Source organism: Streptomyces sp. NPDC056480 (genome assembly GCF_042795405.1).
In the GTDB taxonomy this organism is placed as follows: Bacteria; Actinomycetota; Actinomycetes; order Streptomycetales; family Streptomycetaceae; genus Streptomyces.
This window is the reverse complement of the sequence record NZ_JBHTSA010000072.1, coordinates 18,280-41,545: the sequence shown is the minus strand read 5'-3', so window position 1 is coordinate 41,545 and position 23,266 is coordinate 18,280. Positions and strand designations below refer to the sequence as shown.

At 73.0% G+C, this 23,266-nt stretch carries 23 protein-coding genes; 12 read left to right on the top strand and 11 right to left on the bottom strand.

All coding sequences use genetic code 11. The features are described from left to right. Positions 1–359: 359 nt before the first annotated feature. Positions 360–647: a hypothetical protein gene (locus tag ACFQ79_RS27120; protein WP_383588152.1), complete on the bottom strand. Its 288-nt coding sequence runs from the start codon at positions 645–647 to the stop codon at positions 360–362. Positions 648–701: 54 nt separating this feature from the next. Here ACFQ79_RS27120 and ACFQ79_RS27115 point away from each other — a divergent pair, with 54 nt between their 5' ends. The 5 genes from ACFQ79_RS27115 (at position 702) to ACFQ79_RS27095 (ending at position 5,769) form a co-directional block, all read left to right on the top strand. After that, complete coding sequence (locus ACFQ79_RS27115; protein ID WP_383588150.1) at positions 702–1,439, top strand: MerR family transcriptional regulator; 738 nt, start codon at positions 702–704, stop codon at positions 1,437–1,439. A gap of 439 nt (positions 1,440–1,878) precedes the next feature. Next, positions 1,879–3,117 carry a low temperature requirement protein A gene (locus ACFQ79_RS27110; RefSeq protein ID WP_383588148.1) on the top strand — a complete coding sequence of 413 codons (1,239 nt, stop codon included), beginning with the start codon at positions 1,879–1,881 and terminating at the stop codon, positions 3,115–3,117. Between the two features lie 283 nt (positions 3,118–3,400). Beyond that, positions 3,401–4,216: a DUF4389 domain-containing protein gene (locus tag ACFQ79_RS27105; protein WP_383588145.1), complete on the top strand. Its 816-nt coding sequence runs from the start codon at positions 3,401–3,403 to the stop codon at positions 4,214–4,216. A 110-nt stretch (positions 4,217–4,326) separates the two neighbouring features. After that, on the top strand, positions 4,327–4,995 hold the full coding sequence (locus tag ACFQ79_RS27100; RefSeq protein ID WP_383588142.1) for a DUF998 domain-containing protein: 669 nt from the start codon (positions 4,327–4,329) through the stop codon (positions 4,993–4,995). 126 nt (positions 4,996–5,121) lie between these two features. Then, complete coding sequence (locus tag ACFQ79_RS27095; protein WP_383588139.1) at positions 5,122–5,769, top strand: alpha-ketoglutarate-dependent dioxygenase AlkB family protein; 648 nt, start codon at positions 5,122–5,124, stop codon at positions 5,767–5,769. A 189-nt stretch (positions 5,770–5,958) separates the two neighbouring features. Here ACFQ79_RS27095 and ACFQ79_RS27090 read toward each other — a convergent pair whose 3' ends face one another. The 4 genes from ACFQ79_RS27090 to ACFQ79_RS27075 all read right to left on the bottom strand — a co-directional run bounded on the left by ACFQ79_RS27090 (position 5,959) and on the right by ACFQ79_RS27075 (position 8,839). Beyond that, positions 5,959–6,426 (bottom strand): hypothetical protein, encoded by a 468-nt coding sequence (locus ACFQ79_RS27090; RefSeq protein ID WP_383588136.1) that lies wholly within the window; start codon positions 6,424–6,426, stop codon positions 5,959–5,961. 64 nt (positions 6,427–6,490) lie between these two features. After that, positions 6,491–7,705 (bottom strand): mannosyltransferase family protein, encoded by a 1,215-nt coding sequence (locus ACFQ79_RS27085; protein ID WP_383588133.1) that lies wholly within the window; start codon positions 7,703–7,705, stop codon positions 6,491–6,493. Between the two features lie 242 nt (positions 7,706–7,947). Further along, a complete protein-coding gene (locus ACFQ79_RS27080; RefSeq protein ID WP_383588130.1) occupies positions 7,948–8,349 on the bottom strand; it encodes a hypothetical protein in 402 nt (133 codons plus the stop codon). Then, positions 8,342–8,839 carry a SigE family RNA polymerase sigma factor gene (locus ACFQ79_RS27075; protein WP_383588126.1) on the bottom strand — a complete coding sequence of 166 codons (498 nt, stop codon included), beginning with the start codon at positions 8,837–8,839 and terminating at the stop codon, positions 8,342–8,344. The genes ACFQ79_RS27080 and ACFQ79_RS27075 overlap by 8 nt, the downstream gene beginning before the upstream one ends. A 346-nt stretch (positions 8,840–9,185) precedes the next feature. Between ACFQ79_RS27075 and ACFQ79_RS27070 the strand changes: the two genes are divergently transcribed. Beyond that, positions 9,186–9,593: a YciI family protein gene (locus ACFQ79_RS27070; protein ID WP_383588123.1), complete on the top strand. Its 408-nt coding sequence runs from the start codon at positions 9,186–9,188 to the stop codon at positions 9,591–9,593. Positions 9,594–9,604: 11 nt separating this feature from the next. Next, positions 9,605–10,786 carry an RNA polymerase sigma factor gene (locus ACFQ79_RS27065; RefSeq protein WP_383588157.1) on the top strand — a complete coding sequence of 394 codons (1,182 nt, stop codon included), beginning with the start codon at positions 9,605–9,607 and terminating at the stop codon, positions 10,784–10,786. An 84-nt stretch (positions 10,787–10,870) separates the two neighbouring features. On the opposite strand, the gene ACFQ79_RS27060 is transcribed toward ACFQ79_RS27065, so the two are convergent. Continuing rightward, the gene (locus ACFQ79_RS27060; RefSeq protein ID WP_383588120.1) at positions 10,871–11,719 is read right to left on the bottom strand and encodes a DUF4232 domain-containing protein; all 849 of its coding nucleotides are present in this window, start codon (positions 11,717–11,719) and stop codon (positions 10,871–10,873) included. 222 nt (positions 11,720–11,941) lie between these two features. On the opposite strand from ACFQ79_RS27060, the gene ACFQ79_RS27055 reads away from it, so the two are divergent. The 4 genes from ACFQ79_RS27055 to ACFQ79_RS27040 all read left to right on the top strand — a co-directional run bounded on the left by ACFQ79_RS27055 (position 11,942) and on the right by ACFQ79_RS27040 (position 16,204). Then, positions 11,942–13,156, top strand: coding sequence for a helix-turn-helix domain-containing protein (locus ACFQ79_RS27055; RefSeq protein ID WP_383588117.1), 1,215 nt, complete (start codon positions 11,942–11,944; stop codon positions 13,154–13,156). 63 nt (positions 13,157–13,219) lie between these two features. Then, a complete protein-coding gene (locus ACFQ79_RS27050; protein ID WP_383588114.1) occupies positions 13,220–13,471 on the top strand; it encodes a hypothetical protein in 252 nt (83 codons plus the stop codon). Further along, positions 13,468–14,814, top strand: a complete 1,347-nt coding sequence (gene gdhA / locus ACFQ79_RS27045) for an NADP-specific glutamate dehydrogenase (protein ID WP_383588111.1) — start codon at positions 13,468–13,470, stop codon at positions 14,812–14,814. Before ACFQ79_RS27050 ends, gdhA begins: the two co-directional genes overlap by 4 nt. Before the next feature lie 193 nt (positions 14,815–15,007). Beyond that, on the top strand, positions 15,008–16,204 hold the full coding sequence (locus tag ACFQ79_RS27040) for a nitric oxide synthase oxygenase (RefSeq protein WP_383588154.1): 1,197 nt from the start codon (positions 15,008–15,010) through the stop codon (positions 16,202–16,204). 47 nt (positions 16,205–16,251) lie between these two features. Here the strand turns inward: ACFQ79_RS27040 and ACFQ79_RS27035 are convergent, their stop codons facing one another. Together ACFQ79_RS27035 and ACFQ79_RS27030 are read right to left on the bottom strand one after the other, a co-directional pair. Next, a complete protein-coding gene (locus ACFQ79_RS27035; protein ID WP_383588108.1) occupies positions 16,252–16,542 on the bottom strand; it encodes a hypothetical protein in 291 nt (96 codons plus the stop codon). A 196-nt stretch (positions 16,543–16,738) separates the two neighbouring features. Continuing rightward, positions 16,739–17,623 carry an NAD(P)-dependent oxidoreductase gene (locus ACFQ79_RS27030; protein WP_383588105.1) on the bottom strand — a complete coding sequence of 295 codons (885 nt, stop codon included), beginning with the start codon at positions 17,621–17,623 and terminating at the stop codon, positions 16,739–16,741. A gap of 72 nt (positions 17,624–17,695) precedes the next feature. On the opposite strand from ACFQ79_RS27030, the gene ACFQ79_RS27025 reads away from it, so the two are divergent. Continuing rightward, positions 17,696–18,046 carry a winged helix-turn-helix transcriptional regulator gene (locus tag ACFQ79_RS27025; protein WP_383588102.1) on the top strand — a complete coding sequence of 117 codons (351 nt, stop codon included), beginning with the start codon at positions 17,696–17,698 and terminating at the stop codon, positions 18,044–18,046. A gap of 173 nt (positions 18,047–18,219) precedes the next feature. On the opposite strand, the gene meaB is transcribed toward ACFQ79_RS27025, so the two are convergent. From meaB to ACFQ79_RS27010, 3 genes are read right to left on the bottom strand one after another with little or no spacing between them, the layout of a single operon-like run. Further along, entirely contained in the window at positions 18,220–19,203 is a 984-nt protein-coding gene (gene meaB, locus ACFQ79_RS27020; RefSeq protein ID WP_383588099.1) for a methylmalonyl Co-A mutase-associated GTPase MeaB, read from the bottom strand. Continuing rightward, entirely contained in the window at positions 19,200–21,374 is a 2,175-nt protein-coding gene (gene scpA / locus ACFQ79_RS27015) for a methylmalonyl-CoA mutase (protein ID WP_383588096.1), read from the bottom strand. Before scpA ends, meaB begins: the two co-directional genes overlap by 4 nt. Further along, on the bottom strand, positions 21,374–23,185 hold the full coding sequence (locus ACFQ79_RS27010) for a methylmalonyl-CoA mutase family protein (RefSeq protein ID WP_383588093.1): 1,812 nt from the start codon (positions 23,183–23,185) through the stop codon (positions 21,374–21,376). Before ACFQ79_RS27010 ends, scpA begins: the two co-directional genes overlap by 1 nt. Between the last annotated feature and the right edge of the window lie 81 nt (positions 23,186–23,266).

The window sequence follows — 23,266 nt, the reverse complement described above, 5'->3', positions numbered from 1 at the left end:
ACCACGGGGGTCGCGGACCGGGACGGCCCGTCCGGCGGCCCCGCCGTCAACACCCCGAACTCCCGGGGCATCGCCCTCGCGCGCCGCCGGCGCCGCTGTCCACCGATCGGGCGGCTCCGCCCAAGGGAGACCCGCAAGACGCCGTCACCGTGCGCCGGTACCCCGCCAGAGAACCCGTCAAGGTGCTCGTACGCGCGCCGCGCACGTGTCGGGGCCGGCAGGCGCGGCCGCCTGACCCGGCGGGCGCCGCCCGGCTCGGGCGCGCCCGAGGACGGGCGATCCGTCTGGCGCGGCGCGCCGAGGTCGGGAGCGCGACCGTCTGACCCGGCGGGCGGCCGCCCGGCCCTTGCGCCTCGGTGTCAGTCCCGTCGTCCGTCGGCCGGTGCCTCCAGCAGGCGCTCCAGTTCTCTGCCGGCCTCGTCGTACCCGGCGTCGGAGATCCGTTGCAACTCGCGCAGGTCGCCGTCCGCGACCGCGCGGCGGGTGAGGTGGAATCCGGCGCGCTGGGATCCCTCGTCCAGCAGTTCGCTCAGTTCGTCGAGGTCACCGGCTGCGTCCACGAGGTCGGCCAGCCTGTCCCAGGCCGACTCGTTGCCCGCGTCGGCGAGCTCGCGCAGGGTCTCCCGGTCGATGTTCACGTTCTCCATGACGCCATGATGCGACCCTGCCCCAGGGGAAGGGTCAAGTGGGACGATGGCCGGGTGATCACCATCGGGCAGCTGGCCGGCTACGTCGGCGTGTCGATCAAGACCATCCGCGTCTACCACGACAAGGGGCTGCTCCCCGAGCCCGACCGCGACGCGTCCGGCTACCGGCGCTACGGCGCCGACGACGTCGTCGACCTCATCAAGATCCGGACGCTCGCCCAGGCGGGCGTGCCCCTGGCCCGCATCCGGGACCTGAAGTCGGCGACCGACGAGGAGTTCCGGCAGGCGCTGCGAGGGATCGACGAGGAGCTCACCGCCCGCATCCGCGACCTGCGGGCGACCCAGGGGCGGCTGCGGCGACTCGCGGCAGGGGAACTGGCAGCCGTGCCCGCCGAGGTCGCCACCCACCTGGAGCGGCTGGCCGACTGGGGGTTCACCCCGCGCTGGGTGGACCTCCAGCGGGACCTGTGGATCCTGGTCTTCGCCACGCATCCGGACCAGGCGGGCGCGCTCTTCCGCGACCAGTCCGAGTCCCTCGCCGACCCGGCGCTGCGGCAGCTCTTCCTCGACTACGACCGCGCGCACGACCTCGACGCCCGCGATCCACGCATCGACGAACTCGCCCACCGCATCGTCGAGGCGACCCGGGAACGCTACGGAAGCGGCCCCGACGAACTGCCCGAGCTGGACACGGCCTCCGAGATCCCCGCCCTCATCCAGGCGACGGTCAACGCCTCGTCCCCGGCCTGGCGGCGGCTCGACGCACTGATTCGCGCGCGACCGGAGACGTGACAGGCCCGGAATCCAGGACGACGTACGCCCGGGCCGCCCCGACGCCACCGCCGCCGAGCTGCGCCTCGGTGGCCGTCTCCACCCTGCCGGGGGCGGAGCCGGTCCGCCCTCGCCGCGTCCGCGCCAGCCGGGTGGTGTGGAAGGTGGGATCGGGGGCAGGCGGGTGATGAGCGCATGGGACCGCTCATCGTGCTCTCGGAATTGCCGTCCCCCCTTTCCGGCAAGCCCGTGAGCAGTCGAACGGCCCGCACCTGGCAGGGGTGCGGGCCTTTCGGCATGACCGGGCGCACCCGGCAGGGGTTCGGGCCGATCGGCATGACCGTCGGTCGGGCAGGTGCGTGGCCGCGGCCGTGGCCGTGCCCAGGCCGGGAGCGGGCGGGCCGCGTCCACCTGTGGCGGACGGCTGGAGTGCGGGTGCGGTCCGGCCGATCACACAGGTATGGCCTCCGAGAACACCTCCTCAGGCGCACCGCCCGCCGCCTCTCCCGCCGCGTCTCCTGCCGAGTCCGAACGACATGCCTCGTGGCTGGAGTTGTTCTTCGACCTCATCGCCGTCGCGGGCGTCGCCCAGCTGGCGCACCTGCTGCACGGCACCCCGGGCACGGACGACCTCGGCTTCTACTGCCTTCTGTACCTGGCGTTCTGGACGGCGTGGATGTGCTTCACGACGTACGGCAACGTCGCCGCGGACAAGGTGCACACGCGGACGGTCCTCATCGGCATGTTCGGGCTGGCCGTCATGGCGGCGGCCGTTCCCGAGATCCGCTCGGACCACGCGCGCGCCTTCGCCCTCGCGTACGTGCTCGTACGGCTCCTGGCCTCGCGGGTCTGGCAGCGGCGGGGAGAGGTCGTCGCGGACTGGCCGATCGCGCAGCTGTCCGCGGGGGTCGTCCCCTGGATCGTGTCCCTGTGGGCGGAGGCGCCGGCCCGCTACTGGCTGTGGGCGGCCGGACTCGCCGTCGACCTGGGGCTCACGTTCGCCCGGTCCCGCAACCAGGTCCTGGCCCGGGCCCGGGAGGAGTGGGAGGAGCACGCCGCCGGCCGCGCCGCCGGCCACGAGCGGCCGACCCGCCCGAGGCCGGTGGCCGCCCGCATCGACGCCCGGCACCTCGACGAGCGGCTGGGACTGTTCACCCTGATCGTGATCGGCGAGAGCGTCGCACTGACAGTGGAGGCCTCCTCGGAGGCCGACTGGACCTCCCGGCTCGCCGGGCTGGCGGTGGGCTCCTTCGTTCTGCTGCTCGCGCTGTGGGCGCTCGCGGTGCGCCGTTCGTGCGGGGTGCCGTTGCTCGGCTTCGGCGTGCTCGCCCCGCGGTTCGCGCTGCCGTTGCACTGCGTCTCGACGGGGGCGCTCGCCGCGCTGGCCGCCTCCCTCGGTGGGGCGGTGGTGCACGCCGACGGGCATCTGCCGCCCGGGATGCGCTGGCTCATGTGCGGCAGCGTCACCGTGTTCCTCGCCGTCGGCCTGGTGGCTGGAGCGGTGTCGGGCCGGGGCACCAGCTGGGTCCTGCGGGCCGGTGTGCCCGTGGTCGTCGCGCCGATCCTCCTGGGAGCCTTCGCCGGCCGCGGATCCCCGGCCGCCCTGGTGTGGGCCCTGGTGGCGGTGGCCCGCTGGCCCTGGCTGTACGAGAAGCTGGCGGGACGGCGGCGTCACGACACTTCGGACGTCCGGTCGTAGCCCTTCCGGGGCCTGCGGACCGCTCCGGCGTACGCGCGCCTCGGCCGTGCCGAGCCGGGCGGCGTACGTCCGCCTCGGCAGTGACGAGGCGTGGGCGGCGGGCGTGCGTCCGCCCCGGCCGTGACGAGGTGCGGGCGGCGTACCGCACCCGGCCTGTGGCGCAGGGCGGTGTCCCGTCTCCCGCGTGGTCCAGGTGGCCCCCGTGGCCGTGCGAGGGCCCGTCCGGCGGGTCACCATCGACGTGACCCGGGAAGCGGGGGACGCGGGAGAGACGGAGGCCGTCATGGCAGCAGGTTGGGACCCCCGGCCCTCGAACGGCGCCGGTGCCGGCGGGGTCGACGGGGTCGGCGGACCCGAATGGCGGCCCGTTCTGGACGTGCCCCCGCCGGGGGAGCAGCGTCGGTGGACGGTGTTCCTGCGCTGGCTGCTCCTCATCCCGCAGTTCATCGTCGTCGCCCTGCTGTCCTTCGTCGCCTTCTTCGTCACGATCGCGGGGTGGTTCAGCGCCCTGGTCCTGGGCCGGCTGCCCGATCCGATCGCGTCCTTCCTCGGCTCGGTCCTCGCCTACCAGACCCGGGTCTCGGCCAGCTCCACCCTCCTCGTCGACCGCTACCCGCCGTTCGCCTTCGACGCACCCGACTACCCGGTGCGCATCGAACTGCGCGCCACCCCGCTCAACCGGCTGGCTGTCCTCTTCCGGATCATCCTGATGATCCCGGCGGCCATCGTCAGCAGCCTCGCGCAGTCCGGCTGGTTCGCCATCAGCTGGGTGTTCTGGCTGATCGGCATCATCCTGGGCCGCCTCCCCGAACCGGTCTTCGGAGCCACGGCGGCCGTCGTCCGGTACCGGATGCGGTTCGCCGCCTACGTGATGATGCTGACGCCCGTGTACCCCAAGGGGCTCCTGGGCGACGCCCCCGACGCCGCCGCGCAGCCCGCGTACTCCGCGACCCGTCCGCTCCGGCTGAGCACGGCCGCGCAGGTACTGGTCTGGCTGTTCCTGCTTCTCGGCCTCGCCGGCCATCTGACCTCGGGCACGGTCGACTACGACTCGGGCGACGACCACCCGGCCGCGGCCGCCGGTCGGGTAGCGGGGTGACCGCCCCGGCGGGCTCGCGCACGAGCCGGACGCCGCCGCGCGGGGAACACGGCTGACGCGTTCCCCGTGGTGCGATGGGTGAGGAGAATCGCACGTCTTACGGTGGTTCGATGCGATCCGTTCCTAGATGGGCACTGTTTTCCTCGGGGTGTGCCCCGTTGCTGCTGGTCGGCGGCTGGAGCGTCGCGGCGCTGCTCGAAGGGCCCGCCTACGATCCGGTCACGCAGACCATCAGCGTCCTCGCCGCCTACGGGGCCGAGGGGTCCTGGGTCATGACCGGGGCGTTCCTCGCGCTGGGCGTCTGTCATCTCCTCACCGCCTGGGGGCTGCGGCCCGCCGCTCCCGCCGGGCGGGTGGCGCTCGCCGGTGGCGGTGTCGCGGCCTTCGCGGTCGCGCTGGTCCCCGCGCCGAGCAGTGGGGGGTCCCTGAAGCACGGGGCGGTCGTCGTGGTCGGCTTCACGCTGCTCGCGGTGTGGCCGGTGCTGGGCGCCGTGCGCCGTGGCGGCGCGCCGTGGGGGCTGCGGCCGGCGCCCTCCGTCGCCGTGACCGCGCTGATGGCCCTCGGTGCGGTCTGGTTCCTCGTCGAGATGAACCGGCAGGGGTCCGCCGGTGTCGCCGAACGGCTCGTGACCTGCATCCAGTCCACCTGGCCGCTGGTGGTGGTCGCCTCCTGCCTCCGCTACGCCGGTGACTTGCGAGAGACGAGTGGTGGAAGGCGCGGAAGCGGCGAGAGCGGTGTGAGTGATCAGAGTGACGAGACCTCCTCGCCGCCCCGATGACCGCGGGGAAGGGTCGCGGACGGCGGTGCGGAAGCGTCGCGGGGAGGGGGCCGCGAAGAAGCGGGGGGAGGGTCGCGTCGCCACCCGCACTCGCTTGTGTGTTCGATTCAGCGTTATGGTGGGTCCGTGACCGCAGCACGACCCGCCCTGCCCGGACTCCAGGGTTCCCTGTTCGATCAGGGTGACGAGATCCGCTTCGGCCCGCTGGAAGGTCTTCGGCGGACGCCGCTCGACGACGGCGCCTGGGTCGACCACCTCCCCGGCTGGCTGCACGGCGCCGACGCGCTGTTCGAGGAGCTCGTCGGCCGGGTGCCCTGGCGGGCCGAGGAACGGCCGATGTACGACAACGTCGTCGCCGTACCCCGGCTGCTGGCCCACTACGGCGAAGGATCGCCCCTCCCGCACCCGGCCCTCGTCGAGGCCCGGGAGACGCTCGGCGCCCATTACGCCGCCGAGCTCGGGGAACCCTTCGTCTCCGCCGGTCTCTGCCTCTACCGCGACGGCCGCGACAGCGTCGCCTGGCACGGCGACCGCACCGGCCGCTCCGCCCACCACGACACGATGGTCGCCATCCTCTCCCTCGGCGACCCCCGCGACCTCGCCTTCCGCCCGCGGTCCGGCGGCCCCACGTACCTCCGCCTTCCGCTCGGCCACGGCGACCTCGTCGTGATGGGCGGCTCCTGCCAGCGCACCTGGGAACACGCCGTGCCCAAGACGAGCCGCGCCGTCGGACCCCGCATCAGCGTCCAGTTCCGCCCCCGCGGAGTCCGCTGAGACCCGGCCCGGCGCTAGGGCCTGTCGTCAAATTCCCCTCTGCCCTGCGGCGTCTGGCACGCGCTCTCGCCGCACCGGGCGAAAGCGCGAGTACGCCCAGTACGAGCACTTCCACCCGGCACACCGAGAGCACGCACCAGACGCCGCAGGGCCGCCCTTCGGGCAACGAGGGGATTTTGACGACAGGCCCTAGGCCTCGGACCCGGTCTCCGGCTCCGTCCGGTGCGGGCGGAGTGCGATGGCGCACCAGACGGCCGCGGCGATCAGGGCGGCCGCTGCCATCGCGGCGACCAGCGGCGCCTCCGGGCGCCAGCCCAGGGAGAGCCGGGTGCCCAGATACGTCAGACCGGCCGCGATCCGGCCGGGGGCGTAGACCGGGACCTTCGCGGCGGTGGCTCGCAGGACGCCCGCCACGGCCAGGCCGATCGCGGCCCAGGCGGCCAGGTACGGCCACAGCGCGCCGGGCGCGGCGGGCGGGAGGCCGTACTGCTCGAAGCCGATCCGGAACAGGGAGGTGACCCAGCCGGCCCCCACCGCGGCGGCGCCGACGCCCACCACCCACAGCGCATGGCGCCAGAACGGGCCCGGCCGTACGGTCTCCTCGTCGTCGAAGTGGTCGGATTCGGAGGGGGAGTCGGGTGCGAAGAGGTCGGTCACGGTCGGTAGGACGCCGGGCCGCGGTGCGGGGTTGCCCCTCGGCGCGCTCAAGATCGTCGGCCTGTCAGCCGGCCCAGCGCCCCGTCAGATAGGTCAGGGCGAACAGCGTCGACAGCGGTGCGGCGAGGCAGAGGTACGCGGTCCTGAAGCGTGCTGAGCGAAGGGTCCACGCGGCCAGCGTGATCCACAGGGGCCACCACAGGAGGGTCGCCCGGGGGATCGACTGGTACCAGTAGGACGTCCCCAGGGCCCACAGGCTGAGGCCGACGTACGCGGCTTCGGGCCAGCGGCGGCGGCGTACCAGCAGGGCCACCAGGGCGAGGCCGACGGCCATGGCGAGGAGTTCGGCCTGGAACATGAAGGCGTAGCCGGTCGTCTGGACCTGGCCGAACGCCGAGTCCCAGGTGTTGCTCCAGGCCTCCCACGGTGCGTGGAAGTGGCGGTACCACCCCCGCTCCTGGGCGTGCTTCCAGGCCATCCAGTCGCCGGTGTGGGCGTGCAGGTACCAGGCGTACAGGGCAGCGGGAAGGGCCGGCAGGGCGAGCCAGGGCAGCGGCCGCCAGTCGGACCGGGCGCGGGCCGTCAGAACGAAGTGCAGGGCGAGGGCCGCGGCGAGGAACAGACCGCTGATGCGGACGGTCGTCGCCAGTGCGGCCAGCGCCGCGGCCAGGGGCCAGGCGCGGCGGTGGGCGGCGAGCCAGGCCGGCAGCGCGAGGGCGAGGAAGAGCGACTCGCTGTACCCGGTGGCGAGGAAGACCGCACACGGCGAGAGCAGCAGGAGCTGAGCCGTCCGCCGGCCGGCGTCCGCGTCGGGCAGATACAGGCGGGCGATCCGTACGAGTGCCAGAACCGCGATCGCGCCGGCGGCGAACGAGATCAGCAGCCCGGCCGCGGTCCAGCTCGGCACGACGGTGTGGACGGCCCTCAGGGCGAGGGGGAAGCCCGGGAAGAACGCCTCGCGGTTGTCCCACTCGGCGTCCCACGGGCCGCTTCCCGCCGGGAAGTAGCCGTCACGCGCCACGTTCAGGAAGTGTCCCCAGTCCCAGCGTTCGAAGGGTGCGAGGACGGGGCCCGCGTCGCGCGCGGCGGCGTCGGCCGGGAAGAGCCACCGTGCGCCGTAGGCCGTGATCCACAGGGCCGTGCGGGTGAGCAGATACAGCCACAGCACGTCCCGGTCCTCGGCGCCGAGCGGCAGCGGCAGCCGCCGGCGGCTGCCGCTACGGGGGAGCGGGGGGAGCGGCGGTGTCTCGTGCCGCTTCTCCCGCGACCTCGGGGACATCACGGACGACCTCGGGGACATCACAGACATGGAGGACTTTCGTCGGGGGCGAGGGCATGGCGGATCGCGCGACGGCGGCGCGTCACGGGAGGCGGCCATGCGGCGGAGGCCGGGTCGGGCGGGGCTGCGGTGGTTCGGGGCCGCCCGGGGTGGTCGGAGGCGGGCCACCGGGTGGTCAGGCCCTACCCGGAGTCGTCAGGGGTGCGGTGCCGCGGGTGGGGGCGGTTCGGTGGGCGCTGCCCTCAGGGCGGCGACGTCGTCACCCCTCCCGGCGGCTCCGTCGTCGTCGCCGACGGATCGCCGACGGAGCCCTCCTGGGTGGGCGAGCCCGGTGCCGTCGAACTGCTCAGCGGCGGACTGGTGGTCTCCCCGGGAGACGGCACGTCGGCCGAGGGGCTGACCGCCGGTACGACGGGAGCGGGCGTGTCCGACAGGAGAGCCGCCGCGGTCACCCCGCCACCGGCGAGGATCAGACACGCGGCCCCCGCGGCCACGGCGACGCGGCGCCGGTGCGCACGCCTGGCGCGTTCGGCGATGAGCGCGACCGGTACGGCGCGGGCGCGGGCCTGCCCGGCGGCGGCGGCCTGCCGGAACATCTCGCGAAGAGGGTCCCGGGGGTCCTGGGAGTCCTGGGGGTCAAGCACCGGGGTCCTCCTCAACGTTCCGGGGCTGCAGACGATCGGCGAGGGCGACCCGGCCACGGACCAGGTGCGTCTTGACGGTGCTGGCGGACTGTCCCGTCTCACCGGCGATCTGTTCGACGCTCAGGTCGCACAGGTAGTGCAGCGCCACCGTGCGCCGCTGCTGGGCGGGCAGGTCGCGCAGCGCGTCGATGAGCACCACGTACTCGGGGCCGGGGCCCTCGACGGGCGGTGGAGCGCCCGCGCGGTCCCAGGCGTCCGAGGTGCGCCTGCGGAAACGCCAACGACTCACCGCCAGACGCCAGGCGACCGTACGGATCCACGCCTCCGGCTGCCCGTCGCGGTCGAGTTGCCGTCGCCGGCTCCATCCCTTGACGAACGCCTCCTGTACGACGTCCTGAGCCTCGTGCAGATCGCCCAGCATCACGTACAGCTGCCCTGTGAGTCGCGCGACCGCCTGCTCGTAGAACGCCTCGAACTCCTCAACGGTCAACACTCACTCCCGGATCTTTCGCTTCACCACGCATACGCCCGGCGCCAGGCGTCCGGTTGACACGGTCCGCGTATCCACAGAGTGATGGTGGTCACAGAACAGGGGCGGTCGCACGCCGTGCGGTGGACGGCGCGACGGCGAGTCGACGGCGGCCCCGTCCGCGTCGGCGGTCCGGGTGGGACCTCCTGGTGGCGTCGGCGGTCCAGGTGGGACCTCCTGGAGGCGTCGGCTCAGCCAAGGGGGCGAAAGAAGTCCGGACGCCGATGTCGAGAACCCGCGGTCGGCTCCGTCCCCGGGGCGGAAGTGACCACAATGGGTCGCACCGGCACCGAGGAGACGAACCCCCATGGCCAAGTACCTGCTCCTGAAGCACTACCGAGGCGCCCCCGCCGCCGTCAACGACGTCCCCATGGACCAGTGGACGCCGGAGGAGATCACGGCGCACGTGAGGTACATGCAGGACTTCGCGGACCGCCTCAAGGAGACCGGCGAGTACGTCGACGGCCATGCGCTCTCCCCCGAGGGCACCTTCGTCCGGTACGACGGCGAGGGGCGGCCGCCGGTCACCGACGGCCCGTTCGCCGAGACGAAGGACGTCATCGCCGGCTGGATGGAGATCGACGTCGACACCTACGAGCGGGCGGTCGAACTCGCCGGCGAACTGTCCGCGGCGCCGGGCGCCGGCGGCAGGCCGATCCACGAGTGGCTGGAACTGCGCCCGTTCCTGTCCACGGCGCCCACCATCACGGAGTGATGAGCTCTCCCGTGGACGAGGCCCGGCTCAGGAGCCTCACGCCGGGTGTACTCGGCATCCTCGTCCGCCGCGGAGCCGACTTCGCGGCGGCCGAGGACGCCGTACAGGACGCCCTGGTCGAGGCGGTGCGTGGCTGGCCGGAGGATCCGCCCCGGGATCCGAAGGGCTGGCTCGTCACGGTCGCCTGGCGGAAGTTCCTCGACGCGACCCGGGCGGACACCGCCCGGCGCAGGCGCGAGGACCTCGTCGAGGAGGAGCCGCCGCCCGGGCCCGCGCGGGCGTTCGACGACACGCTCCAGCTCTACTTCCTCTGCGCCCACCCCTCGCTGACGCCGTCCTCCGCGGTCGCGCTCACGCTGCGCGCCGTCGGCGGGCTCACGACCCGGCAGATCGCCGAGGCCTATCTGGTGCCCGAGGCGACCATGGCGCAGCGCATCAGCCGCGCCAAGCGCACCGTCTCGGGAGTGCGGTTCGACCGGCCGGGCGATGTGGCCACCGTGCTGCGCGTCCTCTACCTGGTCTTCAACGAGGGCTACTCCGGCGACGTCGACCTCGCCGCCGAGGCCATCCGGCTGACCCGGCGGCTCGCGGCCGCCATCGACCACCCCGAGGTGGCCGGGCTGCTCGCCCTGATGCTGCTCCACCACGCCCGGCGGGCCGGCCGTACCGCACCCGACGGAAGCCTGGTGCCGCTCGCCGAACAGGACCGGCGCCGCTGGGACACCGCGCTGATCGCCGAGGGCGTCGAGATCCTGCAGGCGGCCCTCGCCCGCGACCGGCTCGGCGAGTACCAGGCGCAGGCCGCCGTCGCCGCGCTCCACGCCGACGCGCCCACCGCGGAGGAGACCGACTGGACGCAGATCGTGGAGTGGTACGACGAGCTCGCACGGCTCACCGACAGCCCCGTCGTCCGGCTCAACCGCGCCGTGGCCGTCGGCGAGGCCGACGGACCGCGCGCCGGGCTCGCGGCGCTCGCGGACCTGACCGGATCCCTCGCGGGCCCGTCCTCCCGTGGCCACGGCCACCGCCTGCCGCGCGCCACCGCGGCGGCGGCGTACCTCCATGAGCGGGCCGGGGACCTGGAGACGGCGGCGCGGCTGTACGCCGACGCGGCCCGGGAGGCCCCCAACCTGGCCGAACGCGACTACCTGACGCGGCAGGCCGCCCGCCTCAACACCCGCCCGCGCCCCTGAGGACCCGCCGCGGGAGCGGGACCCGGGCGTGCGGCGGCCCGGTCGCCCGGAGGAGGCGGGTGACCGGGCCGGATGCGGGGACGATCAGTTGAGGGCGTCGTCCATGGAGCCCTGCCAGTACGTCACGCGCAGCGAGTCGTCGACGTACACGCCCTTGCCGGCGAGCCGGGGCCTGGCGGTCGTGCCGTCGGTGAAGCCGATCGTCAGGCTCGTCGTCGTGTAGCCGTGCCGTCCGCTGCCGTCGGCGGCGGACAGGATCACGCCCGCGTACCCGGACTCACCCGGAGCGAGGGTCACGACCGCCTGCGGATGGGTCTCCTCGATGACCGGCGGGACGGACTGGGCCTCGCCGAAGCGGGCGACCGGGTAGCCGAGGAGGTCGCAGAGGCCGGAGCCGGTGTTGGTGACGGTGAGCAGCATGTGGTTGATGGGGCGGGCGACCGGGGTGGCGGTGGTCTTGGTGTTGCCCGCGCCGCACTGCTTGTTCATCGAGGGCCCGCCGTCGGCGTCGCCGCCGCCGGACGTCGAGGCGTTCGCCCCGCCGTTGCCGCCGGAGCCGTTGCTTCCGGCGGAGGCGGTGCCGCCGGACTTCCCGCCGGTGGTGGTGCCGGTGGTGGTTCCCGTGGTCGTACCGCCGTTCTTCGAGCCGCCGGTCGAGCCGCCGTTCGCCGAGCCGGCGGTCGAGCCGGCCGTCGAGCCGCCGGTGGAGCCCGCCGTCGTGCCGGACGAACCGCCGGGCTTCGTCGTCGTGTTGCCCGTCGGAGTCGCGGTCGGGGTCTCGGCCGGCCGCGTGGCCGAGGCGGTGGGGGCGACGGACGTCGTGGCGGCGCCTTCGTCCTTCGCGGCGCCGCTGCCGCAGGCGGTGAGCGAGAGGGCGGCGACCGCGAGCGTCGTGGCGGCGAGAAGACGGGTGCGGGTGGTGCGTCCGGACATGGGAGTCCCCCTTGAGGTGGGGTCGGAAATCGGTCGTTGTACGGCGTCGGCCGCCGGTTCCCCGTGGCGGCCTTGCTTCGCCGACCACAGCCTGTGACAAGATCCGTTCCAGTTGCCGCTCCTACCGGGTGGTACGGGACGCTGGAATGAAACAAAGGCTCTGACCTGCAGTGATGTCCCTGTCTGGGAATGCGGGAACGAATGCCGGAAGAGGGTGGAACAGTGGCGGGGGACGAGTTCGCGGCGCTGTTGGGGCAGCTCAAGGAGCGTTCGGGGCTCAGCTACGGCACGCTGGGCAAGCGTCTGCACATGAGCGCCTCGACCTTGCACCGGTACGTGAACGGGGACGCCGTACCGGTGGACTACGCGCCCGTGGAGCGGCTCGCGCGACTGTGCCGAGCGACCCCCGACGAACTCGTCGAGCTGCACCGGCTGTGGGTACGGGCGGATGTCTCGCGCGGGCGGAAGGCCGAGCCGTCGCCGGAGCCGCGGCCCGGGGCATCGTCGCCCGAGCCGCTCGCCGAGCCGCTCCCCGAGGCATCGCAGGCGGAGCCGGAGCGGACGGAGCCGGAGCCGGCGGACGTGGCCGACCCGACCTCCGCGGCGGCGGCCCCGTCCCCGGCCCGCCCGCCGGACCGCCGACGGCTCCGGCGCACCGCCGTGATCGTCGGTACCGCCGTGGTCTCCGCCGCCGTGGCGGTCGCGCTCGTCATGAACCTCTCGGGCGGGGACGGACCGGACAAGGACCGCCGGGCGGACGACGCGGCCGCGTCCTCGGGAGCGCCCGGGCGGTCCGGGCCCTCCGCGGGCAAGACGAAGGGGACGGCGTTCGCGCCGACCGTCGTCACCGCGCCCCACACCTGGGAAGGGCCCTGCAGCCAGCACTATCTGCTCGACCGCGAGCCCGAGCAGGTTCCGCCGCCGCCCACGGAGCAGGACGCGCCGGGATGGATCGCCGCGCTCGACGCGGTGCCGGGCGGGGACCAACTGCTCCGGCTGACCGTGCAGGGCACCGGGAAGCAGACGGTCGTCCTGGAGGCCCTCCACGTCCGGGTCGTGAGCAAGAAGGCTCCCCTGGCCTGGAACGACTACGTGATGGGGGTGGGCTGCGGCGGCGAGGTGTCGACGAAGGCCTTCGCCGTCGACCTCGACGCCGGGCGGCCCACCGCCGTCCCCGTGGGCGGGCAGCGGACGTTCTCGTACAAGACGAGCGAGTCCGACCCGGTGATCTTCAGCGTGTCCGCGCGCGCCCAGGCGCACGACGTCAGCTGGTACCTGGAACTCGTCTGGTCCAGCGGCGAGGAGCACGGCACGCTCCGCGTCGACGACGACGGCCGCCCGTTCCGCACCAGCGGAAACCTCGCGCGGCCCGCGTACGCCTATCCCTTGGGCTGGACGGAGTGGATCGACAACAACGTGGACACCGAGGGGCGTTAGAGGGGCCTTCGGCGAGACTTCGACGTCGATCCGCACAGTGGGCCGATCCTCCGCGACGGTGTCGTGAGCAGCTTCTACGGCAAGGACTCGGGCGCCAGGACAGTGCGCTGCAACGACATTCCCGAAGCTGTTCTGGTCCCCGCTGAACGAAGAGACCCCGTACGCCTGCCGAGCCCAGTGCGCGCGGTGCGGGCGGCCGGCCGGCTCGGGGACCGCCTCGGTGACGGCGCGGTGTGGGCGCCGGGCAACAATGGCGTGACGTCGCCCGCACGCAACGGCACTTTCGATGAAGAAGAAGGCGAGAGACACCCATGAACGTCAGCGCCCACATGGAAGCCGTCTACACCGAGGTCCGCCGACGCAACCCCGGGGAGGCGGAGTTCCACCAGGCGGCCGCCGAGGTCCTCGACTCCCTCGCGCCCGCCCTCGAGCGGCACCCCGAGTACGTCGAGACCGCGATCCTGGAGCGACTGTGCGAGCCCGAGCGGCAGTTGCTGTTCCGGGTGCCGTGGGTGGACGACCGGGGCACCGTGCGGGTGAACCGTGGTTTCCGGGTGGAGTTCAACAGCGCCCTCGGCCCGTACAAGGGCGGGCTCCGGTTCCACCCGAGCGTCAACCTCGGCATCGTGAAGTTCCTCGGATTCGAGCAGATCTTCAAGAACGCGCTGACGGGCATGGCGATCGGCGGCGGCAAGGGCGGTGCCGACTTCGACCCCAAGGGCCGTTCGGACGCCGAGATCATGCGCTTCTGCCAGTCCTTCATGACCGAGCTCTACCGTCACCTCGGTGAGCACACGGACGTGCCGGCCGGAGACATCGGTGTCGGGGCGCGCGAGATCGGTTTCCTCTTCGGCCAGTACAAGCGGATCACGAACCGTTACGAGTCCGGCGTCCTCACCGGCAAGCCGGTGGGCTGGGGCGGCTCCCACGTCCGTACCGAGGCCACGGGCTACGGCGCGGTCTACTTCGCGGAGGAGATGCTCGCCACCCGGGGCCAGGACTTCGACGGACGACGGGTCGTGGTCTCCGGCTCCGGCAACGTGGCGGTGTACGCCGCGGAGAAGGTGCACGCCCTGGGCGGCCGCGTCGTGGCCTGCAGCGATTCCTCCGGGTACCTCGTCGACGAGGACGGCATCGACCTCGACCTGCTCAAGGACGTCAAGGAGGTCCGGCGGGCCCGGATCTCCGCCTACGCGGAGGCGAAGCCGACCGCGCGCTTCTCCGCCCGGGGCACGGTGTACGACGTCCCGTGCGACATCGCCCTGCCGTGCGCGACCCAGAACGAGCTGGGCCTCGACGACGCCGTCGCCCTCGTCAAGCACGGGGTCCTCGCGGTCGCCGAGGGCGCGAACATGCCCTGCACGCCCGAGGCGGTGAAGGTCTTCCGGGAGGCCGGTGTCCTCTTCGGCCCCGGCAAGGCGGCCAACGCCGGCGGGGTGGCGACCTCGGCCCTCGAGATGCAGCAGAACGCGGCCCGCGACAGCTGGACCTTCGAGCAGACCGAGACCCGGCTCGCCGCGGTCATGCGCGGTGTCCACGCCGAGTGCCGCGCCACGGCGGAGGCGTACGGCGGCAATGCCGAGGACTACGTCCTCGGTGCCAACGTGGCCGGATTCCTGCGGGTGGCGCGGGCGATGACCGCGCAGGGCGTGATCTGAGGCTTCCGCGACCAGGACGGCTCCGCCCCGCGCGCCACCGTGCGCGCGGGGCGGAGCCGTCCGCCGCGCACCGGTCATTCGGGCATGAGCGGCCAAAGCGTACCAGCGCGGCCCTTCCGGGACCGGATGTTCACGCACTCTCCGCGCCTGAATGTGTTCATACGGTAGTCATGAGGCCGGGAGGAACACATTGATCTTCAGTCGCAGCCGCCGCCGGAAGTCTGTCCCCAGCACCGGCACCTGCCCCTACGCGCCCGGGGACCCCGCGCCCGCAGCCCCCGCCCACGAGACCCGCGGCCGGCTGTCGCGGCTCGTGGACCGGCACGAGGCGGAGCGGTTCATCCGTCAGTTCCACGACGAGCAGCCGGGGGCCGGAGACGATGTACGGAGCCGGGTGCGCGAGGTCCTGGCCGAGGTCGACCGCACCGGCACCTACACGCACTCCCCGGCCGAACTCGCCTTCGGCGCACGCGTCGCCTGGCGCAACGCGGCCCGCTGCATCGGCAGGCTCTACTGGCGCAGCCTCGTGGTGCGCGACCTGCGGCACCTCACCTCCGCCGACGACATCGCCGCGGCCTCCTTCGAGCACCTCAGGCTCGCCGGCAACGGCGGCAGGATCCGGCCCGTGATCACCGTCTTCGCCCCCGACCGGCCCGGCCTCGCCGGCCCCCGGATCGTCAACGACCAGCTCGTGCGCTACGCCGGACACCGCACGCCGGAGGGAGCGTGGCACGGCGACCCGCGCAGCGCGTCCCTCACCGCCCAGGCCCGCGACCTGGGCTGGAAGCGCGACGAAGAGCCCTTCCAGGTACTGCCGTTGATGGTGCGTGACCAGCCCGACTCGCGGCCCGAGTGGTACGAACTGCCGGACGACGCCGTCCGCGAGGTGCCCCTGAGCCACCCCGACCACCGGTGGTTCGCCGACCTCGGCCTTCGCTGGTACGCGGTGCCCGCTATCAGCGACATGACGCTGGAGATCGGCGGCGTACGGTATCCGGCGGCGCCGTTCAACGGCTGGTACATGGGCACCGAGATAGGCGCCCGGAACCTCGCCGACACCGAGCGGTACGACCTCCTCCCGGTGGTGGCGGACAGGCTCGGGTGCGACCGGTCGAGCGAGCGCACCCTGTGGCGGGACCGGGCGCTCGTCGAGCTCAACGTGGCCGTGCTGCACTCCTTCCAGCAGGCCGGGGTGACGATGGCCGACCATCACACCGAGTCCCAGCGGTTCCTGCGGCACATCGCCCAGGAGAGCCGCCACGGCAGGGAGACGCCCGCCGACTGGAGCTGGATCGTGCCCCCGGTCTCCGGGTCCGCCACCCCGGTCTTCCACCGGTACTACGACGCGGTCGACGCCACCCTGCGGCCGGCCTTCCTGGCCCGTACGTGACCGGTGCGCGACGGTGGGACCGCCGGCCGTCCGCGACGGCGGGGCCGTCAGCCGTCGGCCCCGGGGACCCAGTGGTTGTGCACCCGCATCATCCGGGGCGGCTGGTCCGCCGGGGGCCAGCCCAGGCCGGCTGCTACCGGCATCATGCGCTCGACGAACGCGTTCATGTGTCCCTCGGTCTCCCAGACGTCGAAGACCTCGAGGCCGTCGTCCGTGGTGACGCACGCGTGGGAGACACAGCCGTCGAAGACGTCGGGCGTCTCCTGGAGCTTGGCGTTGAGCTGGTCGTACTGGTCCGTGGTGACACCGGGAAGGACGGCATGGACGAAGATCGCCATGGTGGATCACTCCTCGTGGGGTGGGGCGGCCCTTCCCGCACCACCGCGTCGGCGACGCCCCCTACCAGTCAGCACAGCACGACCTGCCGGGGACGGCATCCGAAGGAGGGACCCGCGCCGGTCCAGGACCGGACCGGCGCAGCCCGGGACCGCACTGGCGCAGCCCGGGACCGGACCCGCGCCGCTCCCGGGTCGATCAGCGGCGCCCCAGGACCTCGCTGACCCGGGTGAAGCCCTCCGCGCCGTGGCCCAGGCCCACCGTCCGGCGCGCCAGGCCCTCGGCGGCGCGCATCAGGCTCGCGTCGATGCCGTGCGCCTCCGAGGCGTGCACGATGTGCGCCATCGTCGACACCGCCGAGGTGAGCGGGTTGCCCTCGCCGGAGAAGCTGCCGAGCTCGATGTCCTCGGCCAACTCCTCGAACAGCGGCGGCAGGATCGCCCCGATGCCCTGGGCGAACGGCGCCAGCTCGGTCGGGGAGATCCCCTCGGCCCGCGCCACCGCCAGAGCGTGGGCGTAGCCCGCCATCGAGGTCCAGAAGATGTCGAGCAGCGCGATGTCGTACGCTGCCGCCCGGCCGATCTCCTCCCCGAGGTGGGTGTGGGTGCCGCCCAGGGTGTCCAGCACCGCCCGGTGCCCGCCGTACAGCGTCTCCGGTCCGCTGTACAGGAACACCCCGGTCGGAGTGCCGATGGACGCGGTCGGGGTCATGATGGCGCCGTCGAGGTAGTCGATGCCGCGCTCGTCGGCCCAGCGCCCGGTGTCCCGCGCCCGGTCGGGGACGTCGGCGCTGAGGTTCACGACGGTGCGCCCCTTGAGCGCGGCCGCCACCTCCTCCTGCCGCAGCACGGAGTCGGTGGCGTCGTAGTTGACCAGGCAGACCACCGTCAGCGGGCTCGCGGTGACCGCCTCCTCGGCGGTGGAGGCCGCCACGGCACCGGCCGCGACCAGCTCACGGTCCTTGCCCGGCGTCCGGTTCCACACGGTGGTCCGTACGCCGGCGGCAAGGAACGCGGCGGCCAGCGCGCGGCCCATCGGGCCGAGACCGATGACGGTGACGGCGGCGTCTCGGGAAGAAGACATGGGTGAACTCCCTTGTAGACATGTGGAGACAGATGAGATGAAGGACATCCCGGAAGAAGGAGAAGGACGCGGATGGCGCGCGCCAGGGCCCAGGACTCGAACATGTGCGGAGTGAGCGCCGCGATCGTGGTCATCGAGGGCAAGTGGAAGACGTATCTGCTGTGGCTGCTCGAGTCCGGCCCGCACCGCCCCGGCGAACTGCGCCGGAGGATCCCCGAGATCAGCGAGAAGGTGCTGACCCAGGCCTTGCGCGAGATGGAGGAGGACGGCCTCGTGCACCGCGAGGTGCACGACGTCCTGCCGCCGAAGACCGTCTACTCGCTGACCGGCTTCGGACGTGAACTCTGCGCGGCTCTGGCCCCGTTGTCCGACTGGGGGTACCGCCGCCTGGAGAGGCTCGAGACCACGCCCGTCGCTTCCTGAGGCCCTGCTGTTCTCCTTCCTCCGGGCCGCTCTCAGCTTCGCCCGGCGCCCGCGCCCCGACAAGTACGCACAAAAAAGTGGGTATGAGGGGGGGCATGCGAAAGGGGGCCCTCCTGAAAGGAAGGCCCCCGAAGGTGGCGTGTCAGCCGTTCCGGTCCCCGAAAGGTGGCGTGTCAGCCGTTCCGGTCCCCGAACACGTCCAGGATCCGCTCGGCGGCCAGCGTCGCCGTCAGCTCGCCCGCGCGCACCCGCTGCTCCAGTGCGGGCGCGAGGCTCTGGACCGCCGGGTCCGAGTGGAGGCGGCGCAGAAGCTCGTCCTGGACCATGGTCCAGGTCCAGTCGACCTGCTGGTCGTGGCGCTTGGCCGTGAGCCGGCCGGTCGAGTCCAGCAGGGCGCGGTGCTGTTCGAGCCGGCCCCACACCTCGTCGAGGCCCGCCGACTCCCGGGCGCTGCAACTGAGCACCGGCGGCGTCCAGAAGGAGTCCGCTCCGTGCATCAGACGCAGCGCGCCCGCGAGTTCACGGGCCGCGGCGCGCGCGTCCCGCTCGTGCGGCCCGTCCGCCTTGTTGACGGTGACCACGTCGGCGAGTTCCAGGACGCCCTTCTTGATGCCCTGGAGCTGGTCGCCCGTGCGGGCCAGGGTGAGCAGCAGGAAGGAGTCGACCATGTTGGCGACGGCGGTCTCGGACTGGCCGACGCCCACGGTCTCGACGAGCACCACGTCGTAGCCCGCGGCCTCCATCACGACCATCGACTCCCGGGTCGCCTTGGCGACCCCGCCGAGGGTGCCGGCGCTGGGGGAGGGCCGTACGAAGGCCGCCGGGTCGACGGCCAGCCGCTCCATCCGCGTCTTGTCGCCGAGGATGGAGCCGCCGGAACGGGTCGACGACGGGTCGACGGCGAGCACCGCGACCCGGTGGCCGAGCCCGGTGAGCATCGTGCCGAACGCGTCGATGAACGTCGACTTCCCGACACCGGGCACTCCGCTGATCCCGATCCGCACGGCGTTCCCGCTGTGCGGAAGGAGTTCCGTCAGGAGCTCCTGGGCGAGTGCCCGGTGCTGGGGGCGGGTCGACTCGACGAGGGTGATCGCGCGGGCGACCAGCGCCCGCTTCCCCTCACGTACGCCCTTGACGTACGTGTCGAGATCGATCACCGCTCGTGTCCGAGGTCGGCCGCCAGCCGCGTCACCAGGTCGTGGGCCGCGTCGGGGATCACGGTGCCCGGCGGGAACACGGCGGCCGCGCCCATCTCCAGGAGCGTCGCCACGTCCTGCGGAGGAATCACCCCGCCCACCACGATCATGATGTCCTCGCGGCCCTCGGCCGCCAGTTCCTCCCGCAGCGCCGGTACGAGCGTGAGGTGTCCGGCGGCGAGGGAGGAGACCCCGACGATGTGCACGTCCGCCTCGACGGCCTGACGGGCCACCTCGGCCGGGGTCTGGAACAGCGGGCCGACGTCCACGTCGAAGCCCAGGTCGGCGAAGGCGGTGGCGATGACCTTCTGGCCGCGGTCGTGGCCGTCCTGGCCCATCTTGGCGACCAGGATGCGCGGACGGCGGCCCTCGGCCTCGCCGAAGGCGTCCACCAGGGCCCGGGTGCGGTCCACGGAGGGGGACGCGCCGGCTTCGTTGCGGTACACACCGGAGATCGTACGGATCTGGCCGGCGTGCCGTCCGTAGACCTTCTCCAGGGCGTCGGAGATCTCGCCGACGGTCGCCATCGCGCGGGCCGCGTTCACCGCGAGTTCGAGGAGGTTGCCCTCGCCGCCCGCGGCCCGGGTGAGCGCGGCGAGCGCGTCCTGGCAGGCCTGCTCGTCGCGCTCCTCGCGCAGCCGCTTCAGCTTGGCGATCTGCTGGGCGCGCACGGAGGAGTTGTCGACCTTCAGGACGTCGATCTGCTCGTCGGTCGCGACCCGGTACTTGTTGACGCCGATCACCGGCTGCCGTCCGGAGTCGATCCGGGCCTGGGTGCGGGCCGCGGCCTCCTCCACGCGCAGCTTGGGGATGCCCGCGTCGATGGCCTTCGCCATGCCGCCGGCCTGCTCGACCTCCTGGATGTGCTTCCAGGCGCGCCGCGCGAGGTCGTAGGTGAGCTTCTCGACGTACGCGCTGCCGCCCCACGGGTCGATGGTCCGGCAGGTGCCCGACTCCTGCTGGATCAGCAGCTGGGTGTTGCGGGCGATCCGGGCGGAGAAGTCGGTCGGCAGGGCGAGTGCCTCGTCGAGGGCGTTGGTGTGCAGCGACTGGGTGTGGCCCTGGGTGGCCGCCATCGCCTCGACGCAGGTGCGCGTGACGTTGTTGAACACGTCCTGCGCGGTGAGCGACCAGCCCGAGGTCTGCGAATGGGTCCGCAGCGAGAGGGACTTGGCGTTCTGCGGATCGAACTGCTTGACCAGCTTGGCCCACAGGAGCCGCGCCGCGCGCAGCTTCGCGATCTCCATGAAGAAGTTCATGCCGATCGCCCAGAAGAACGACAGGCGCGGCGCGAACGCGTCGACGTCGAGCCCGGCCTCGCGGCCCGCGCGGATGTACTCCACACCGTCGGCGAGCGTGTACGCCAGCTCCAGGTCGGCCGTCGCACCCGCCTCCTGGATGTGGTACCCGGAGATGGAGATGGAGTTGTAGCGCGGCATCCGCTGCGAGGTGTAGGCGAAGATGTCGGAGATGATCCGCATCGACGGCCCGGGCGGGTAGATGTACGTGTTGCGGACCATGAACTCCTTGAGGATGTCGTTCTGGATGGTCCCGGCCAGCTTCTCGGGCGGTACGCCCTGCTCCTCCGCGGCCACGATGTACAGCGCGAGGACCGGAAGCACCGCGCCGTTCATCGTCATCGACACCGTCATCCGGTCCAGCGGGATGCCGTCGAACAGCTGGCGCATGTCGTAGATCGAGTCGATGGCCACGCCGGCCATGCCGACGTCGCCGGTGACGCGCGGGTGGTCGCTGTCGTAGCCGCGGTGCGTCGGCAGGTCGAAGGCGACCGACAGGCCCTTCTGACCGGCCGCGAGGTTGCGCCGGTAGAAGGCGTTCGACTCCTCGGCCGTGGAGAAGCCCGCGTACTGCCGGATCGTCCAGGGCTGGTTGACGTACATCGTCGGGTAGGGGCCGCGCAGGTACGGGGCCATGCCCGGCCGGGTGTCCAGGAAGTCCAGGCCCTCCAGGTCCTGCCCGGTGTACAGCGGCTTGACGCCGATGCCCTCCGGGGTCTCCCAGAGCAGGTCGTCGCCGCCCGCGGCCTTCTTGACGGCCGCGCGCCACGCGTCGGGACCGCCGTCGGCGGTCGGCGCCCCGAGCTCGATCCCGGAGAAGTCGGGGATGGACATCAGGACACTCCCATGCGGTCGAGGGCGGTGGAGAGCAGGGCGACGGCGTCACAGCCCGCGAAGAGGTACGAGTCGACACCGGGATGGTCGGCCGGGCGGCCGGCGAGGAGGACGTGCTCGGCGCCCGCCGCGCGCAGCTCCGCGGCCGCGGTCGCGGCCTGCTCCGCGTACAGCGCGTCGCTGGAGCAGAGGCAGACCTCACGGGCGCCGCTCTCCTCGAACGTGCCCTCGGTGACCGGCTCGATGCCGCCCGCCTGGAAGAGGTTCGCGGCGAACGAGACGCGCGCCGAGTGCGCGGCCGCCGGGCCGAGCGCGGCCAGATAGACCCGGGGCCGGGTCCCGGTCGCCGCCAGGTGCGCGTCCGAGCGGGCACGCAGTGCCTCGTACGCCTCGTCGCGGCGGACCCGGGGCAGGCCGCCCGTCGGCTGTGCGGGCGCGGGCGTCCGCTCGACGGGCTTCTCCGTGAGGTGGGGGAACTCGCTGACGCCGGTGATGGGTTCGCGGCGGGTGGCGAGCTTCCTGCTGCGCGCGGACCAGGTCTCGGCGAGGCGCTCGCCGATCGTCCCGGACCGCAAGGCCGCCTCCTGGCCGCCCGCCCGCTCGATGACCTGGAAGAACTCCCAGGCGGCGTGCGCGAGTTCGTCGGTGAGGCGCTCCACGTACCAGGAGCCGCCCGCCGGGTCGACGACCCGGGCGAGGTGCGACTCCTCGATGAGGACGGTCGAGGTGTTGCGGGCGATCCGGCGTGCGAACGCGTCCGGCAGGCCGAGGGCCTCGTCGAAGGGGAGCACGGTGACGCTGTCGGCGCCGCCGACTCCGGCGGCGAGCGTGGCCACCGTGGTGCGCAGCATGTTCACCCACGGGTCGCGGCGCGTCATCATCACCGTCGAGGTCACCGCGTGCTGGCGCTGGGCGCCCGCGTCCGGGGCGCCGCAGACCTCGGCCACCCGGGCCCAGAGCCGGCGCGCCGCGCGGAGCTTGGCGATGGTCAGGAACTGGTCGGCGGTCGCCGCGTACCGGAACTCCAGCTGTGCGCACGCCTCGGCGACGCTCAGTCCGGCCCCGGTCAGGCCCCGCAGATAGGACACGCCGGTCGCGAGGGAGCAGCCGAGCTCCTGCGCGGCCGAGCCGCCGGCCTCGTGGTACGGCAGGGCGTCCACGGTCAGGGCCCGCAGTCCCGGGTACCGGTCGGCGCAGCGGCGCGCGAGTCCGGTCACGGACGCGAGGTCGTACGACGGGCGGCCGGTGCGGGCCTCGTGGCCGAGCGGGTCCGCGCCGAGGTTGCCGAGGGCCGCGTCGTCGGCGACGCCCCGCTCCTCGTAGAGACCGAACAGGAGCTCGGCGGCCGCCGCGGTCTCGTCGCCCGCGTCGAGGACGACCGGTGCCAGGTCGAGGTAGACGCCGTCGAGGACCTTGGCGAGCGAGGAGACCGGGATGCCGGTGCCGCCGGCGCCCAGCCAGAGGGAGGTGACGCCGTTCTCCAGGTCGGCGAGGACCATGTCGTTGTCGGCGGCGAGGTGCCGCTGGCGCACGTCCCAGCCGCCCAGGGTGTTGCCCTCGGCGCGGCCGCCGCGCACGAAGGGCGCGAAGCCGGGGAGTCCGGTGTCGGGCGCGGTCTCGCGCGCCGTGTACAGCGGGCGGACGTCGAGGCCGTCCTCCAGGAGGGTGGAAAGGGCGTCCTCGGCGGCGTCGCCGGACACCTCTTTGCCGGACTTGCGCAGGACACCTGCCACAAGGTGTTGCCACTGTTCGTGTGGCGCGTCGGGGAATTCGGACGCCAGGGTGAGCCCGTCGTCAGGCAGGACCGTCATGCTCGGATGCTAGGGGAGATCGACAAAGCAGCAGGAGGGCGTACGACTGTGACCTTCTTCTCGTTGTCAGTGGCGGCTGCG

Excerpts from the sequence above, each read along its gene's own strand:
- ACFQ79_RS27120 (WP_383588152.1), bottom strand. The coding sequence starts at position 647 with ATGGAGAACGTGAACATCGACCGGGAGACCCTGCGCGAGCTCGCCGAC.
- ACFQ79_RS27110 (WP_383588148.1), top strand. The coding sequence starts at position 1,879 with ATGGCCTCCGAGAACACCTCCTCAGGCGCACCGCCCGCCGCCTCTCCC.
- ACFQ79_RS27105 (WP_383588145.1), top strand. The coding sequence starts at position 3,401 with ATGGCAGCAGGTTGGGACCCCCGGCCCTCGAACGGCGCCGGTGCCGGC.
- ACFQ79_RS27100 (WP_383588142.1), top strand. The coding sequence starts at position 4,327 with ATGCGATCCGTTCCTAGATGGGCACTGTTTTCCTCGGGGTGTGCCCCG.
- ACFQ79_RS27085 (WP_383588133.1), bottom strand. The coding sequence starts at position 7,705 with ATGTCCCCGAGGTCGCGGGAGAAGCGGCACGAGACACCGCCGCTCCCC.
- ACFQ79_RS27070 (WP_383588123.1), top strand. The coding sequence starts at position 9,186 with ATGGCCAAGTACCTGCTCCTGAAGCACTACCGAGGCGCCCCCGCCGCC.
- ACFQ79_RS27060 (WP_383588120.1), bottom strand. The coding sequence starts at position 11,719 with ATGTCCGGACGCACCACCCGCACCCGTCTTCTCGCCGCCACGACGCTC.
- gdhA (WP_383588111.1), top strand. The coding sequence starts at position 13,468 with ATGAACGTCAGCGCCCACATGGAAGCCGTCTACACCGAGGTCCGCCGA.
- ACFQ79_RS27035 (WP_383588108.1), bottom strand. The coding sequence starts at position 16,542 with ATGGCGATCTTCGTCCATGCCGTCCTTCCCGGTGTCACCACGGACCAG.
- ACFQ79_RS27030 (WP_383588105.1), bottom strand. The coding sequence starts at position 17,623 with ATGTCTTCTTCCCGAGACGCCGCCGTCACCGTCATCGGTCTCGGCCCG.
- ACFQ79_RS27025 (WP_383588102.1), top strand. The coding sequence starts at position 17,696 with ATGGCGCGCGCCAGGGCCCAGGACTCGAACATGTGCGGAGTGAGCGCC.
- scpA (WP_383588096.1), bottom strand. The coding sequence starts at position 21,374 with ATGTCCATCCCCGACTTCTCCGGGATCGAGCTCGGGGCGCCGACCGCC.
- ACFQ79_RS27010 (WP_383588093.1), bottom strand. The coding sequence starts at position 23,185 with ATGACGGTCCTGCCTGACGACGGGCTCACCCTGGCGTCCGAATTCCCC.